At 67.0% G+C, this 16265-nt stretch carries 11 protein-coding genes; 7 read left to right on the top strand and 4 right to left on the bottom strand.

The features are described 5' to 3' along the window. Positions 1-189: 189 nt before the first annotated feature. The 3 genes from BDD21_RS05910 to BDD21_RS05900 form a co-directional block, all read right to left on the bottom strand. Positions 190-1314 (bottom strand): baeRF11 domain-containing protein, encoded by a 1125-nt coding sequence (locus tag BDD21_RS05910; protein ID WP_120796359.1) that lies wholly within the window; start codon positions 1312-1314, stop codon positions 190-192. A gap of 148 nt (positions 1315-1462) precedes the next feature. Next, positions 1463-2269: a hypothetical protein gene (locus BDD21_RS05905; protein ID WP_147430999.1), complete on the bottom strand. Its 807-nt coding sequence runs from the start codon at positions 2267-2269 to the stop codon at positions 1463-1465. Between the two features lie 60 nt (positions 2270-2329). Next, a complete protein-coding gene (locus BDD21_RS05900) occupies positions 2330-4159 on the bottom strand; it encodes an SLC13 family permease (protein ID WP_120796357.1) in 1830 nt (609 codons plus the stop codon). Between the two features lie 322 nt (positions 4160-4481). Here BDD21_RS05900 and BDD21_RS05895 point away from each other — a divergent pair, with 322 nt between their 5' ends. From BDD21_RS05895 to BDD21_RS05870, 6 genes are all read left to right on the top strand, one after another. Then, on the top strand, positions 4482-4859 hold the full coding sequence (locus BDD21_RS05895) for a hypothetical protein (RefSeq protein ID WP_120796356.1): 378 nt from the start codon (positions 4482-4484) through the stop codon (positions 4857-4859). Positions 4860-5368: 509 nt separating this feature from the next. Beyond that, positions 5369-6787 (top strand): dihydrolipoyl dehydrogenase, encoded by a 1419-nt coding sequence (locus BDD21_RS05890; RefSeq protein WP_120796355.1) that lies wholly within the window; start codon positions 5369-5371, stop codon positions 6785-6787. Positions 6788-6824: 37 nt separating this feature from the next. Further along, positions 6825-7607 carry a 3-hydroxybutyrate dehydrogenase gene (locus tag BDD21_RS05885; RefSeq protein WP_120796354.1) on the top strand — a complete coding sequence of 261 codons (783 nt, stop codon included), beginning with the start codon at positions 6825-6827 and terminating at the stop codon, positions 7605-7607. Between the two features lie 42 nt (positions 7608-7649). Further along, positions 7650-7796, top strand: coding sequence for a rhodanese-like domain-containing protein (locus BDD21_RS05880; protein WP_120796353.1), 147 nt, complete (start codon positions 7650-7652; stop codon positions 7794-7796). A 52-nt stretch (positions 7797-7848) separates the two neighbouring features. Beyond that, positions 7849-11250: a mechanosensitive ion channel domain-containing protein gene (locus BDD21_RS05875; RefSeq protein ID WP_170164693.1), complete on the top strand. Its 3402-nt coding sequence runs from the start codon at positions 7849-7851 to the stop codon at positions 11248-11250. Between the two features lie 30 nt (positions 11251-11280). Further along, on the top strand, positions 11281-12972 hold the full coding sequence (locus BDD21_RS05870) for a GntP family permease (protein ID WP_425470219.1): 1692 nt from the start codon (positions 11281-11283) through the stop codon (positions 12970-12972). 186 nt (positions 12973-13158) lie between these two features. Here BDD21_RS05870 and BDD21_RS05865 read toward each other — a convergent pair whose 3' ends face one another. After that, positions 13159-14574, bottom strand: coding sequence for a patatin-like phospholipase family protein (locus BDD21_RS05865; protein WP_342769594.1), 1416 nt, complete (start codon positions 14572-14574; stop codon positions 13159-13161). Positions 14575-14756: 182 nt separating this feature from the next. Here BDD21_RS05865 and BDD21_RS05860 point away from each other — a divergent pair, with 182 nt between their 5' ends. Continuing rightward, on the top strand, positions 14757-16223 hold the full coding sequence (locus tag BDD21_RS05860) for a GntP family permease (RefSeq protein WP_120796350.1): 1467 nt from the start codon (positions 14757-14759) through the stop codon (positions 16221-16223). Positions 16224-16265 lie beyond the last annotated feature (42 nt).

Raw genomic sequence — 16265 nt, 5'->3', positions numbered from 1 at the left:
TAAACCGCGTCCAGAGCGACATGCGTCGTTTTCATGTTGCCTTTGGCTTCGGAGATGTCCTCGATTTCGGTGAGACGCGGTTTAAAGTTTAATATTTTTTAATACCTTAAACCGCGCCGGCTCCAACGGTCGTCAAGTCTGCCGGGGCCGATCCCATCCAAAAACATCGCATACCGCGCTTGGCGCGGTTTAGATTGGATAACGCAGGACCGCCGCCACCGCCTTGCCGGGCTCGGGCATATCCTCGGTGCGCACGCTGAGCACCTCGCCGCCGGTCATCAGCACGCGACGGGCGACCTCGTCGGCCACACCGTAGGTCTCGGCGCTGGCCTCGTCGGCGAAGGTGACGCTGCCGTCGGCGTCGTCGACCGTGCCGTTGACCGCCTGATCCATGTCGACGAGCAGGCTGGCGACGGCGCCCGCCGTCGCGGCGCGCGCTGCGCGCACCAGATCCGTGGTGGCGCGGTCCTCGTTGAGCCGCGCGCGGTAGCGCTCGTGCCAATCGGCGATCCGACCGCGGTAGACCTCGTCGAGCAGCGCGCGCGCGGCCATCGCAAGTTCGCCGGCGCTCTTGCGCTCGGGATTGCCGCCCAAGCTCTGCTCCAGCAGGTGAGGGTAGCTGTTGACCGAGCGATAGATCGCATCCAGGGCATCGACCGAGGCCAGGATCAGCGGCTCTTGGCGGCCGGCGAGGATGGCGCGCAAGGCGGTATCGACCTGGCGCGCATATTGGCGCAGCCGCACCTTTTTGCCCTCGCTGCCGCCGATGCGACCGCTGTAGGAGCGAACCGAGATGCTGCGTTGACCCACCGCCGAGGCGGCATCGGCGGGTAGATCCGGGACCTTCAGCTCCGCCGCCGGCAGGTCCTTGTTGACCTCGATCAGGCGCACGCCGCCGTCGGCTAAGGCCAGCACATAGCCGGCGTCGCAAAAGGTGGTCGAGCGCAGCAGTGCCTTGAGGTGGAAACGGTCCGAGACCTTGACCAGCGGCTCGAGCGCGTTCGGCACGCGGAAGGTGCGCAGGTTGTCCGGGGTGGCGTAGATCACCAGACCGTGCGCCTGATAGGCCCAGAAGACGTCGTCCTCGACCAGGTCGTCCAGTTCCTCGATCAACGCGCGAACGCGGCGCTTGTTGGCGCCGGCCGCCTCGAGCTGATCCACCGCTTCCTTGATCAGATTCTTGAGCTGAATACGGGCGGCATCGATGTCGTCGCTGACCGGCGTGGTCGGCAGCGAGATGGACACCGCCATGTCGCCGCGAAAGGCGGCCAGGTCGGCATAGTCATCCGCGGTCGGAATGTCGAGATAGAGCATTGGGTTCTCCGTCAGTCGTTGTGTCGGTGTTGTTTATTGAAAACAGCGCCATGGCAGCCTGTCAGGCGGGCGAGCCCGAACAGGAGCCGAGCAAGGCGGCCATCGGCCGAGATCGATCCGGCCCGGCATGCGCAGGCTGGACAGCTGCTCACTGTCCCGCGTGGGCAGCGGCGGCCGCGGCGACGGTTGCGATGGCGGTCAGGGTCAGCGTGATCTGCTCGAACAAGAGCCCGGTGACCGGTTCGACGGGCAGCATCGGCGCGACAACGGCGGTCCAGGCGGTCGTGGCTACGGTGAAACCCAGCACGATCTTGGCGATCAGGATCGGCGCATGTCGCGGGATGCGAAGCCGATGGCCGAGTGCTGCCAGCGCGAGCACGGCGGCCACGGCTACGCCGGTAATGGCAAGGTTGATCCAGATCGTATCCGGTAACCCGGCGACGCTGCAGCGCGCCGCGTCCGGGTCGTTCTGGACGCGGAAGAACTCGAGGTCCAGCGCATTCGAGAACTGCAGCGAGAGGACCAGGATCGGTCCGAGCAGTGACGTCATCAGGAGGATGACATGTTGGGCGGGCAAGAAGATCTCGCGATTGGCGCCATAGGTCCGCAGCACGGCGTTCAGTCCGAACAGCAGCAACAACGCCGAGAGTCCGAAGGCCGGGCCGAACAGCATCTGCTCATGCGCGGCGACCGCGGCAACCGTGCCGCCGGCGGTGCGCCCCGCCAGCACCGCATAATTGATCGACAGGACCAACAGCGAGAAAAAGGCGCAGACGAAGACCACCACCGCGTTGGTGCACTCGACATCCTCGCGCTTGGCCTCGTGATCGAGCGGGAGCAGGATCGCGAGCAACGCGAAACCCGTCAGCAGGCCGGCAATCGACGAGTACCAGCCGGCCGTGCTGGCGATATCGAATTCGAAGTGGGCGATCCGGCAAATCATCGAGGATGGCATGGCGAGGAGGAGCTGGCTAGGATGAGATGGACTGGCACGGGCGCTGATCAAAGCGGCAAATCAGAACGGATAGAGCCAGGGCACCAGGGTCAGCGACAAGGTCAGCACCAGGACGACCAAGGGCAGCCCGATCTTGGCATAGTCGCCGAAGCGATAGCCGCCGAGGGTTCCGACCATCGCATTCGCCGGCACCACCGGGGTCATGAAGGCGCTGGAGGCAGCCAGCGCGACGATGATCGCGAACGGATAGGGCGAGGCGCCGAGCTCGGCCGCGAGCGCTATCGCCAGCGGTGCCATCAGCACCGCCGTGGCGGCCGGGACGACGAACAGCCCGAGGGTCAGGGTCATTAGAAATAGCGTGGCCAGAATCAGATAGGGGCTCGCGCTGCCGAGCAGCCCGACCAGCGTATCGGCGGCGAGATCGATCCCGCCGGTGCGCTCCAGCGCCATCCCGAACGGCAGCATGCCGGCAATCAGCACCAGGGTGCGCAGGCTGATCGCGCGGTAGGCGCTGTCCAGATCGATGCAACGGAACACCCCCATCAGCAGGCAGCCGACCAGGGCCGCATGCATTGCCGGCAGCAGCTCCGACACCATCAGGCCGACCGTGACCGCCAACGCCAGCACGGCATAGGGCGCTTGCCCGGCCGCCGGCAGGATCTCGTCGAGCTCCTTCGGCAGGTTCGTCGTGATCAGGTCATGGTCTTGGCCGCGCAGCGTCTCGATGGCCGCCCAGGCGCCGACCAGCAGGAGGGTGTCGCCGGCCTTAAGCGTCGCGTTCGCGCGCGCTTCGGCATCGAGCACGGCCTGGCCGCGACGCAGACCGACCGCAACCAATCCACGCTGTAGCTGCACACCGGCATCCGTCAGGGTCTTGCCGAGCAGCCGCGAATCGGCCGGCAGCATGACCTCGGCCATGCCGATCGCCTGGGCACGGTCGGTGAAGTAGAGCCCGGACAGCGGCAGCGGCTCGAGCCCGAGCTCGGCGCAACGGGCAGCGGCCTGGCCGACCGGGTTGACGCTGTCGAGCAGGATGCCATCGCCCGCTTCAAGCTCGGTCTCGTCGCCGGGAGCGATGAGGCAGCCGCCGCGCGCCGGGCTGCGCTCCAGCGCGATCACCCGCCAGCCCCGATCCGGCGTCAAGCCGAGCGCGGCGAGCGACTGGCCGACCGCCGGCGATCCGGGTACCACCCGGGCACGCCGCTCGCGCTCGGCGAGTCGGTAGCGCGTCACCCAGTCACCGAGTCGCGGCTTGGCGCCGGCGCTCTCGGCGGGTGCGGCGTCGGATCCCAACCAGCGGCTGGCGATCATCATATAGAGGACGCCGAGGATCAGCACCGGAACGCCGATCGGGGTCAGCGACAGGAAATCCAGCCCTTCCGCACCGGTGCGGGTCAGCTCGTAGTTGACGATCAGGTTCGGGGCCGCGGCGACCAGGGTCAGCATGCCGCTGATCAGCGCCGCATAGGAGACCGGCATCAGCACCTGTGCCGGGGTCATGCCGGCATTGCGGGCAATCCGCAATGCCACGGGGATGAAGATGGCAACCACGCCGGTGGAATACATCACCGAGCCCAACGCGCCGACAATCAGCATCAACAGCGCGACCAGGCGCGCGGGCTGATTGCCGCCGCGGGTCACCAGCCAGTCGCCGAGGCGTTGGGCGACGCCGGTGCGCGCCAGGCCCTCGCCGATCACGAACATGGCCGCGATCAGGATGATGTTCGGATTGCTGAACCCGGATACCGCCTCGCGAGCGCTGATCACACCGGTAAACGGCAGGGCCACCATCATCGATAGGCCGACCGCATCGGCGCGCGGACGGCCCAGCATGAACATCAGGATGGCCCCGGCCAGGAGTACGAGCACCAGGATCAATTCAATAGACAAGGTGGCTCCTTCGTCAAGCGGCCAGCGACAGATCGTCACTATATCAGGGACCCGTTGCGGCGAGCGACGGCAGGCGCCTCTGTTCTAAGCTTTGGCGCGCGAAAAATGCGCTTTGAGGAACAATCAAGTTGCCGCCCCTTCCCAAACAGGGCGCCACATCGCTATGGTCGGCAGTGAGCGATTGTCGCGCGCCTGAACACTACCGCCGCCAATCGGCGGCGTTTCTACGGAAACACGAGGTCGTGGTTGGGTCCGGCGTCCTAATGACTCCGGCCTATTGCGGCCGGATTCTCTCCAGCCTATCACCTCGAGTTCAATCCTAATGAGCAACGTTTGGGAAACCCTTTACCTGGTCGCGTCGACCTTTTTATTCTTCGCTTATCTGATCATCCTCTTCCATATCGTTGTCGACCTATTCCGCGACCCTTGGCTGGGCGGGGGTCACAAGGCCCTATGGCTCATCGGCCTCGTGTTCCTGCCGTTCGTGACGGCGTTCCTCTATGTCCTGGTCCGCGGCAAGGGCATGGGGACGCGGCAACGCTCCGCGCTCGAGCGAGCCAGGTCGGAGACCGATGCCTACATCCGGGACGTGGCGAGAACATCTCCCGCCGAACAGATCGCCGCCGCCAAGGCGCTGCTCGACGCCGGCACCATCAACCAGGGCGAGTTCGACACGCTCAAGGGGAAAGCCCTCGCCTAGGCGCGGCTTGCTTCTGATCGCTCGCAAGGCGTCCCTTCGCGCAACGAACCCCGCTTACCGACGGCGGATGTTCAGGTCATCAGGCCAAGCACGGAGGCGCTGGATACGCTGGTGGTTGCCGGCGTGCGGTTGCAGCTTCGCTATTGACCCATCGACTCTTTCATCGCAGCACGCGGGGGCTCTCCAGCGTGCCGTAAAACGACGCCGTGGTGACGCTGCTCGCCATCGCCGGGGTCGGCCACAAGGGGGAGTTCCCGCGACATCGCCGTGGTGTTGCCGGGCGGCATCCTGCTCGCGCCGGCCGTCATCATCGTGCTCGGCTTGCTGTTCGGTGTCTTCTAGCCGCGCACGCCGGGAGATCGTGGTCTCCGCGGCGGCCCGCGCGCAGGACCCGCCCGACTCGCCGGCGCAGTACCCAAGGCACGAGCCAAGACACGAGCGTCGATGGTCCGCACTCGGCCGGACCGCAGCGCCCACCCATCCCAATCGATCCAGCGGAGAACCTCGGCATGCAAGAACGTCAGATCGACATCGTCATCATCGGCTCCGGCAGCGCCGGCCTCAACGCCATGGCCCAGGCCCGTGCCGCCGGTCGCTCCTTCGTGTTGATCAACGGCGGTGCGCCCGGCACCACCTGCGCGCGCATCGGCTGCATGCCGTCGAAGGTGATGATCCACATCGCCGAGGAGTATTACCGCCGTACCCACTTCGGCCAGTTCGGCATCGACGGCCACGACGGGCTCAGCCTCGACCTCACCGAGGCGATGAAGCACGTGCAGGAGCTGCGCGACGGCTTCGTCCAGGGCGTGGTGAGCCGCAGCACCGACAAGCTCCCGGACGACGTCTTCATCCAGGACTACGCGCGATTCATCGAGCCCACGTTGGTGGAGGCCGCCGGCCAGCGCTTTCGCGCCCGGGCGGTGGTCATCGCCACCGGCTCGACGCCCATCGTGCCGGCGCCCTGGCGGCAGTTCGGCGATCGCGTCATCACCACCGACGAGGTCTTCGAGCTGCCGGACCTGCCGGCGAGCATGGCCATCATCGGCATGGGCACCATCGGTCTCGAGCTGGGCCAGAGCCTCGCGCGCATGGGCGTCGCCGTCACCGGCTTCGATCAGATCGAGCGGATCGCCGGCATCGCCGACCCGGAGGTCAACCGCGTCGCCATCGAGCTCATGCGCGCGGAGTTTCCGATCCATCTCGGCGCACCGGCGGCCCTGGCCGAGGCCGGCGACAGGATCCGAGTCACGGCCGGCGAGCACGAGGTGATGGTGGACAAGGTGCTCTCCAGCATCGGCCGGGCGCCGATGGTCGAGGGACTGGGGCTGGAGGTGCTGGGGCTGCCGCTGGATGCCCGCGGCGTACCGCCCTTTGACCCCGCGACCATGCAGGTCGGTCACTTGCCGGTGTTCCTCTCCGGCGACGTCACCGGCGAGCGCCAGGTGCTGCACGAGGCCGCCGACGAGGGCAAGATCGCCGGCTACAACGCCGCCCATGTCGACCAGCCGCCGGCGCGCTTCAAGCGCAAGACGCCGTTCTACGTCAACTTCTGCGATCCGAACATCATCGCGGTCGGCGCGCGCTTCGACCAAATCGACACCGAGCGCGCAGCGGTCAGCGAGGTGAGCTTCGCCACCGTCGGCCGTGCCCGGGCCATGGGCGCGGGGCGCGGGGTGCTGCGCGTCTACGCCGACAAGGCGAGCGGCCGGCTGCTCGGAGCCGAGATGATCGCGCCGCGCGGCGAACACCTGGGGCACCTGTTGGCCTGGAGTATCGAGCAGGGCATGACCGTCGGCGAGGTGCTGCGCATGCCCTTCTACCACCCGGTGATCGAGGGCGCACTCAAGGCCGCGCTGAGCGACCTCTACGCCAAGATCGACGCGAAAAATCCCGGGCCGGTCATCGAGGTTGCACCGGCGGCCGACTGAATCCCTGTCTCCAATCCCAACTGAAGAGGACGCAACCATGTTGAACGGTAAAACCGCCGTCGTCACCGGCTCGACCAGCGGCATCGGCTTAGGGATTGCGCGGGCGCTGGCCGCCGATGGGGCGGACATCCTGCTGAACGGATTCGGCGATACGTCCGAGATCGACAGGCTGCGCCGACAGCTGTCCAGCGAGTACGGCATCAAGGTCGCCTACTGCGGTGCCGACATGACCAAGCCCGCGGACATCGAGCGCATGATCCAGACGGCCAACCGCGAGCTGGGCAAGATCGACATCGCCGTCAACAACGCCGGCATCCAGCATGTGTCGCCGGTGCAGGACTTCCCCGTCGATCGCTGGGATGCGGTGATCGCCATCAACCTGACCGCCCCCTTCCTGATCACCCGTGCGGTACTGGGCCAGATGCTCGAGCGCGACTGGGGCCGCATCATCAACATCGCCTCGGTGCACGGCCAGGTCGCATCGGTGGATAAGTCCGCCTATGTCGCCTCCAAGCACGGCGTCATGGGCCTGACCCGGGCCGTCGCGCTGGAGACGGCCACCACCGGCGTGACCTGCAACGCCATCTGTCCCGGCTGGGTGCTGACCCCGCTGGTGCAGAAGCAGATCGATGCGCTGGCCATGCGCGATGGGCTCTCCAACGAGGATGCCAGCGTCAAGCTGCTCGGCGACAAGCAGCCGTCGCAGACCTTCACCTCCCCGGAGCAGCTCGGTGCGCTGGCGGTCTATTTGTGCTCGGATGCCGCCTGCAACATGCGCGGCGTCGGCCTACCCCTCGACGGCGGCTGGCTGGCGCAGTAGCGGTGCGGCGATCAAACGAAGGACTTTTGGGGGTAGAGAGTGATGCAAGAGACGCTTTCTTGGGACGCGCAAACGCTGCGCACGGCAATGGCGGCGAATCCTGCGATTCGTGTGATCGATGTCCGTTCCCCGGCAGAGTATGAGTCGGAACATCTTCCCGGCTCCCTCAACAACACGCTTGGCCGCTGACAGGGTCAACCCTCGGCTCGGGCGAGCCGAGCCGGCGCCATCGCCTGCCGCCGTGGAAACCGCGCCGCCGAACTCTTGCCGCCCGACTCAAGACGCCGGCCGGCGTCGCCGCTGGTCGGCAACCCTTGCCGGTCTCATCCTGCTGGCGGCCGGCGCCGCGCCTGTCCTAGCGGCCCCGCCGCCGGCCGCCGACACCGGCGGACTGATCGGCTCGGCGCTGACCTCCGCCGAGGTGGCCGCCGCCCGCGATGCGCTGGCCGATGACCCGAGCCTGACCACCGAGGAGCGCGCCCGGCTCGATGCTGACCTGGATCGGGTGCTGGGCAATCTGGAGGCACTGGCTCAGGCCAACGAGACGGTCTTGGAGCTGCGCGAGGTCCAGGCCAGCGCGCCAGGGCAGGCGGCCACCATCCGTGCCCGGTTGGCGGCGGCCGAGTCCCCCCGGGACCCGCCGGTGGAGGTGCCGGCCGGGGCCGGCCTGGAGACGGTGCAACAATGGCTGGCCCAGGAGACCACCGCGGTGGCGGCCCTGGAGGACCGGCTGACGACCTTGGAGCAGACGCTGACCGAGGACGCCGAGGCGCTCCCCGGCTGGCGCCGTCAGCGCGAGGAGCTGCGCCAGCAGGCCGCGGACCTCGACGACGGGCTCGCCGGGGCCCTGGCCGCCGGCGCTGATGGCGACGAGCCGCCGATCCGGCGCTGGCTGCTGGAGAGCCAGCGCGACCGCATGCGCGCCGAGGCGCTGGTACTGGAGCTGAGGGTGAGCGGAGCGGAGGCGAGCCGAGCGCTGGCCCGGGCTCGGCACGACGAGACCCGTCAGGCACTGGATCAGGCCCGTAGCCGCCAGGCTTGGCTGACCGTGGCGGTCGACGAGCGCCGCCGCAACGAGGCCGCCCGGCTGCGCGCCGAGACCGAGGCAGAGCGGGCGGCGGTTGCCGACGCGCATCCGCCGGTGCGTGAACTGGCCCGCGCCAACGCCGAACTGGCAGAGGCCATCCAGGCGTTGGACCAGCGCACCGCGGCGGTGACCGAGCGGCTCGCCGCGACGACCGCGACCACCACGGCGCTGGCGCAGGACTTCGCCAACGACCGCCAGAGGGTTGCCGCGGCGGGTGTAAGCCAGGCGCTGGGCCGGGTGTTGATCGACCAGCGCGAGCGCCTGCCCGATCCGCGGGTGCAGCGTCGGCAGGCCGCCGAGCGGGCCGACGCCGAGGCCGAGGGCAGGCTGGCTCAGTTGCGCTGGCGCGAGGAGCTGCTGATGCTGCGCGCCGGGGCCGAGCCCCCGGCAACGACGGCCCCGGCCGATGTCGCGACCATCGAGGCCCAGCTCGGGGAGCTGCAAGCCCGCCGGCTCGAGCTGCTCGAGCGCGCCATCACGGCCGAGGAGCGGCACTTGAAGGTGCTGGCGGAGCTTGATTTGGCCGCTGCCGATCTGCGCGCTCTGACCCTCGAATACGACAATTTTCTGGCCGAGCACCTGCTGTGGTTGCGCAGCAACGTTCCCTTGACCCAGCAGAGCTTTGCCGCCCTGCCGGCGGTGCTCGCCGAGCTGTTGCGCCCGACCCAATGGCTGGCAGTGGCACGAACCCTTGGCTCCAGGCTCGCCGACGACTGGATCTGGTGGGGTGGGCTGACGCTGGTGGGCCTGTTGCTGGTGCTCGACCGGACCCTGCGCCGGCGCATCCGCTCGACGGTTGAGCCCTTGCGGCGCATCCGTACCGATCGCTTCGCCTATACGCTGTGGGCGATCGCGCTGACCTTGCTGCTGGCTGCGCCGGTATCGCTGTTGCTGGCCCTGGCCGGGCTGATGCTGACCGGCGCCCCCGGAGCGGACGGCTTTGCCTACGCGGTCGGTCAGGGTCTGCTGCAGATCGCGCCGGGGCTCTATTGCCTGCGTGCGTTCCGGCTGCTGTGCATGTCGGGCGGGGTGGCCGAGCGGCATTTCCGCTGGCGCGCCGACACCCTGGTTCGGCTGCGCCGCTATCTGAATGCCGCCATCTGGACCCTGCTTCCGATCGGTTTTTTCGCGACCACCGTCAACGGGCTCGGGGAGATCCAGGCTGCCACCTTGGGGCGGTTGTTGCTGACCGCCGTGACGCTGGGTTTCGCCCTGCTGCTGGCTCGCGCCGTGCACCCGACCCGTGGCGTGCTGCGGGAGCTCCTGCTGGCCCGGCCCGGTGGCCTGGTCAGCCGCACCCGCTGGCTCTGGTATTCACTGGCGGTAGCGGTGCCGCTGGCCCTGGCCGGGCTGACACTGGCCGGCTTTCAGTACGCCGCGACGACCCTCTTTGAGCTGTGGATCAACCAGCTTTGGTTGGTGCTGGGGCTGGTGGTGGTGCAGCAGTCCATCGTGCGTTGGTTGTTGGTGACCCGCCGGGCGCTGGCCCTGCGGGCCGTACTCGAGCGCCGCGACCGCCGCGCCGCCGGGGCGGTCGGCGGCGCCAAGGCCCCGGCAGACGCCGAGGACGAGGTGGACCTGGGGGCCTTGGATGCCCATAGCCGCAGCTTGGTCAACGCCCTGCTGACACTGGGCGGCGGCATCGGGCTGTGGGTCTTGTGGTCTGACGTACTGCCGGCGCTGGGGGTGCTGGAGCGCATCCCACTCTGGCAAACCAGTACCCTACCGGTGACCCTCGCGGACCTGGGCAGCGTGCTGGTCATCGCCGCCGGCGCCATGATTGCCGTGCGCCACCTGCCGGCCCTGCTGGAGATCCTCCTGCTCAAGCGTGCCAACAGCAGTGCCGGCGGGCGCTATACCATCATCACCCTCACCAGCTACAGCATCATCGCGGTGGCGCTGCTCTACGGGGCCGGGCGGCTGGGGCTCAACTGGGAGCAGGTGCAATGGCTGGTGGCGGCCCTGGGTGTGGGCATCGGCTTCGGCCTGCGGGAGATCGTCGCCAACTTCATCGCCGGGCTGATTCTGCTGTTCGAGCGGCCGGTGCGGGTCGGCGACACGGTGAGCGTCGGCATGCACTATGGGGAGGTCACCCACATCGCGGCGCGCGCGACCACCGTCCGCATCAAGGACCGGCGGGAGCTCCTGGTTCCCAACAACCAGTTGATCACCCGGGAAGTGATCAACTGGACCCTGTCCGATCAGGTCAACCGCGGCGAGATCCGCTTGAGCATCGAATATGGCAGCGATACCGAGGCCGCGCTGCGCATCCTGGCCGAGGTGGCCGCCGCGGATCCGCGGGTTCTGATCGACCCGGCGCCGGTGATCACCGCAGCCGAGTTCGGCGAGCGGGGAATCGAACTGCTGTTTCGCTATTTCCTGCCGTCGCTGACCAACCGTCACCAGATCCGCGGCGAGCTGATCATCGCCATCGACCGGCAACTGCGCACCGCCGGCATCCCCATCGGGCTGCCCCAGCGTGAGGTGCGGTTGCGCGACGCGACTCCGGCGACCCCGGCCGGCGCGGCACCGGCGCCGCGCTCCGAGCTTGGATGAAGACCGACGCCGCTTTGGGTGCGGTGATCGATGCTCGTCCCCTATGCGCTAAGCAAAGCGGAGCAAAAAACGTGCTTTCACGAAGCATTGCGCCGGCAGCGCTTTCCATGGCTGGAGCGCCCTGGTTATGTTACGCCGGCAACGCTTGGCCGAGTCGACGCCCTCTCCGGAGCGTCGTGCCCCGCCAGCATCGGATCGACGCGAAAGGTGTTTCTGATGGTCGCTGATTGGATAGGGTTAGTCGGTATCCTGGCCGGGCTCGGCCTCTTGATCACGCTGGCCTACCGCGGCTGGAGCGTGCTGCTGGTCGGCCCCGCGGCGGCGCTGGTCGCGGCAGCCATCGCCGGCGAGCCGCTGCTGGCGAGCTGGACACAGACCTTTATGAGCGGCGCGGCCGGCTTCGTCGCGCAGTTCTTCCCGTTGTTCCTGCTTGGCGCCCTGTTCGGCAAGCTGATGGACGACAGCGGCTCGGCGTTGTCCATCGCGCACGTGTTGACCCGTGCGCTGGGGAGCGAGCACGCGATACTCGCCGTCGTGATCGCCTGTGCACTGCTCACCTTTGGCGGTATCAGCTTGTTCGTGGTCGCCTTCGTCGTCGTGCCGGTGGCCGCGGCGCTGTTTCGCCGCGCCGAGATCCCGCATCGGCTGATCCCGGCGACGGTCGCGCTCGGCGCCTTCACGTTCACGATGACGGCGATGCCGGGCACACCGGCCATCCAAAACGCCATCCCGATGCCGTGGTTCGGCACCACGCCCTTCGCGGCGCCCGGGCTCGGGTTGATTGCCGCGGCGATCATGCTGCTGTTCGGACTCTGGTGGCTGGGGCGAGTCGCCGCGCAGGCGCGCCGCCGTGGCGAGGGTTATCGGACGACCCCCGAGTCGGTTGCGATCGGCGAGCCCTCGGGGACCAATGTGCGCTCGGCGGCAGATCCTGCCGAGGACAGGCTGCTGCGTGAACGGGTGAGCACCACCGATGTGTTCGATCCGGCCGAGTGCGAGCACGGGCAGCGCAGCACGCAGCAGCCGCACTTCGCGTTGGCGGTGCTGCCGATGGTCGTCGTCGTCCTCACCAACCTGCTGATGAGCCTGGCGGTGTTGCCGTGGCTCGATACCGACTTCCTTGCCGAGGCCGCCTGGGGCAGCACCTCTCTGGCAGCGGTTGGCGGCATCTGGTCGGTGGCGACCGCGCTGCTGGCCGGCATCCTGACACTGATTGCCGTCAACCTCCGGCGCCTGACCGCGCTGCGCGCGAGTATGAATGCCGGCGCCAATGCCTCGGTGCTGCCGGTGATGAACACCGCGAGCATGGTCGGTTTCGGCGCGGTCATCGCTGCGGTGCCGGCGTTCGAGCTGGTCAGCGCCGCCTTCCTGTCGCTCGACGGAGGACCGCTGGTCTCGCTGGCAGTGGCGACGAACGTCATCGCCGGCATCACCGGCTCCGCGTCCGGCGGGCTGATGATCACGCTGCAGGCGCTCGGTGAGACCTATGCAGAGCTGGCGAGCGCGGCCGGGATCGATCCGGAGCTGATGCATCGGGTCGCCGCGATCGCCTCCGGCGGTCTGTCGAGCCTGCCGCACAACGGCGCCGTGGTCACGTTGCTGGCCATCGCCGGAGTCGGCCACAAGGGCAGTTATCGCGACATCGCGGTGGTGATGCTCGGCGGAACCCTGATCGCACTCGTCGCGATCATCAGTATCGGTCAGGTTTTCGGTTCCTTTTAAACCGCGTCCAGAGCGAGATGCTAAATTTTCGAGTGAGCTCGACGTTTGGTGCATCCGCAGCCCTTAGCGGGTATGCGGTTTAAAACGATCTGTTTTTTATCTCTTAAACTGCGCCGGCTCCAGCGGTCGTCAAGTCTGCCGGGGCCGATCCCATCCAAAAACATTGCATACCGCGTGGGGCGCGGTTTAAGCCTCGTGATCGGGCGGAGCGGTTGCCGCATCGGCGGCGTCCTGCATGACGGTGTCCAGGCCCCAGAGGACATGCTCGAGCGGATAGGTGGAGCGCACGCCAAGATCATCCCAGTGGTCGTTGATCCAGGATTCGGCGGTGCGCCAGCCGATGTCGTGCAGGTATTGGAGGAACGCCCATTCGGCGTTCATCTTCGAAGATACGCCCAGGTCGACGAGCTCCTGCTCGGCGTGGATGCGATGAACGGCCAGATTGCGCAGGCGCTCGTCTTGGTGCTCCGGGGCGCTGCCCAGCATCTTGAGCATCAGGATCGCACGCAGATCTTTCATTAGGCTTGAGTTGAAGTCGATTTCGTTGATTCGATTGAGGATGTCCCGTGCGGTTCGGGGCAGACTCTCGCGCACCAGAGGGTTGATCTGCACGATGACGAGATCGCTCGAGGAGGTTTCCTCGATGAGCGGATAGAGGACCGGGTTGCCCATGAAACCGCCGTCCCAATAGGCTTCCCCGTCGATCTCGACCGCTTGGAACATCAGCGGCAGGCAGGCCGAGGCCATCACCGAATCCACCGTGATGTTCGGCTTTTTGAAGATGTGCGGACGACCGGTGCGGACATTGGTGGCGCTGATGAACAGCTTCAGCGGATCGCAGCGGTTGACCCGATCGAAGTCGACATTGGCCGCCAGCAGGTCACGCAACGGGTTGATGTTGAGCGGGTTCATCTCGTAGGGCGAGACCAGCCTGCTCAACAGGTCCATGGTCAGGAAGCCGGGCGAGAAGTCGAGTGTCCAGCGGCCGAGTATCTGGTCGAGCCAGGTGCGCTGCATCGGGCTGTTCCGCCCGGCGTCGCTGACCGCGCGCCAAAAGCGCGCGAGTGCCTCGCGCGCCGCCTCGCGTCCGCCGGCTGCCAAGCCATCCGCCACGACCACGGCGTTCATTGCCCCGGCAGAGGTGCCGCTGATGCCTTCGATCTCGATGCGCTCCTCGGCAAGCAAGCGGTCGAGCACGCCCCAGGTGAAGGCGCCATGCGCGCCGCCGCCCTGGAGACCGAGGTCGATTTTCTTCACGTGGGATTGGGGCATAGTGGGATGCAATAATGTCTTTATATAAAGAATAACTATACGCGCCGGACGCGCTCGTATGCAACTTGGCAAGGCCGCTGAACGACCAGGCTCCGGAGGCAATGCAATAGTCACAATTGCCTTGCTCCAATCCTTTGCTTCATCGTCGAAGACTTCGGGAAAAGCGTTTACATACAAGCAGTGGTATGAGCTATTGAGCGACGAACCTCGGATCCTCGCCGCCACTGCCATCGTGCCGTGATCGGGCTGGCTATTTATTCGCGAATAATGATAGACTCCCGATCGAGAATGAATGTCCTCCGGCGCGAGGATGCTCGCGTCATCGGTCACTAGACAGCCTGCCGGCGTCGGATTGAGGCGCGAGTGATGGCAATATGAAATCAGTCAACACCTCATGCCGGCGAGCTATGCGGAGCCGTTGTAAACCTCGAAGAGGTGTCCGGTCGCTCCGGTGCCGTCTGCCGTGATCACCGAACTCTCATCCAAACAGCCTTTTGGAGGGCGCTATCGCCATGGGTCTCATTGGTATTCTGCTGGGGCTCGCGCTCCTCATCGGATTCGCTTATCGCGGATGGAGCGTCCTGCTGCTGGCCCCGGCCGCCGCCCTGGTGGCCGCCCTGTTCGCGGGCGAGCCGCTCCTGGCGCACTGGACCCAGACCTTCATGACCGGAACGGTCGGATTCGTCGCCCAGTTCTTTCCGATCTTCCTGCTCGGGGCGCTGTTCGGCAAGCTGATGGAGGATAGCGGCTCGGTCCAATCCGTTGCGCGCTTCATGGGTGAGCGTCTCGGCGCACGCCGGGCCATTTTGGCCGTGGTGCTTGCCGGCGCCATGGTGACCTACGGCGGCGTGAGCCTGTTCGTCGCCTTTTTCGTGCTGGTGCCCATGGCCCAGACGTTGTTCCGGGATGCGAACATCCCGCGCCGCTTGATCCCCGCCGCCATTGCACTCGGAACCTCGACCTTCACCATGACGGCACTGCCGGGCACGCCCGCGGTCCAGAACGCCATCCCCATGCCCTTCTTCGGGACCACGCCCTTTGCGGCACCCGGTCTCGGCCTCATCGCCGCGGCGATCATGCTGCTGTTCGGGCTCTGGTGGTTGGCGCGAGGCGAGGCGTCGGCGCGCCGCAGCGGCGTCGGATACGAGAGCGCTCCGGTCGCGATTGCGGATCAGCCCGCGACCGTCGCGGCCGGGGATCCGCTGGTGCGCGAGCGTGCCACCGTCGCCGGTACCTTCGACCCGCCGGAGGTTCATCAGGGTCAGGTCAGCCCGGATCTGCCCCCGGCCTTCATCGCCTTTCTGCCTTTGCTGGTGGTCGTGGCGGTCAATCTGGCGATGAGCTTCTTGGTCCTGCCCAATCTGGATCTGAGCTATCTCGCCGAAGACCGTTGGGGTCCGACTTCACCGTCAGCCGTCGGTGGGATCTGGTCCGTGATCGTCGCGCTGCTGGCCGCGATCCTCACCCTGCTGGCACTCAATTGGAAGCGCCTGCCGCGGCTGCGCGACACCGTGGATGCCGGTCTCAACGCCTCGGTCCTGCCGGTGATCAGCGTCGCCTGTCTGGTCGGATTCGGCACCGTGGTTGCCGCCATGCCGGCCTTCGAGCTGGTGCGCGATTGGGTGCTCGGAATCGAAGGCGGTCCTCTGGTCTCGCTCGCGGTCTCCACGAACGTCCTGGCCGCGCTCACCGGCTCGGCCTCCGGTGGTCTGACCATTGCCTTGGAGGCCCTGGGTCCGACCTACATGCAGCTCGCCGCCGAGCTGGGGATCGACCCGGCGCTGATGCATCGGGTGGCGGTGATCGGTGCGGGCACCCTGGACAGCCTCCCTCACAACGGCGCCGTGGTCACCTTGCTTGCCGTCTGCGGCGCGACTCACAAGGAGAGCTATCTCGACATCGTCATGGTCGCCATCGTCGGCGCCACCATTGCGCTGGCCGCGGTGATCGTGCTAGGGACCCTGTTCGGATCGTTTTAGACTGCGTCCAGAGCGAGATGCTGAATTTTCAAGTGAGATCGA

This window comes from Thiocapsa rosea (assembly GCF_003634315.1).
GTDB classification, from domain to species: domain Bacteria; phylum Pseudomonadota; class Gammaproteobacteria; order Chromatiales; family Chromatiaceae; genus Thiocapsa; species Thiocapsa rosea.
The sequence above is the reverse complement of the archived record's forward strand: the minus strand, read 5'-3'. Positions and strand labels throughout refer to the sequence as shown.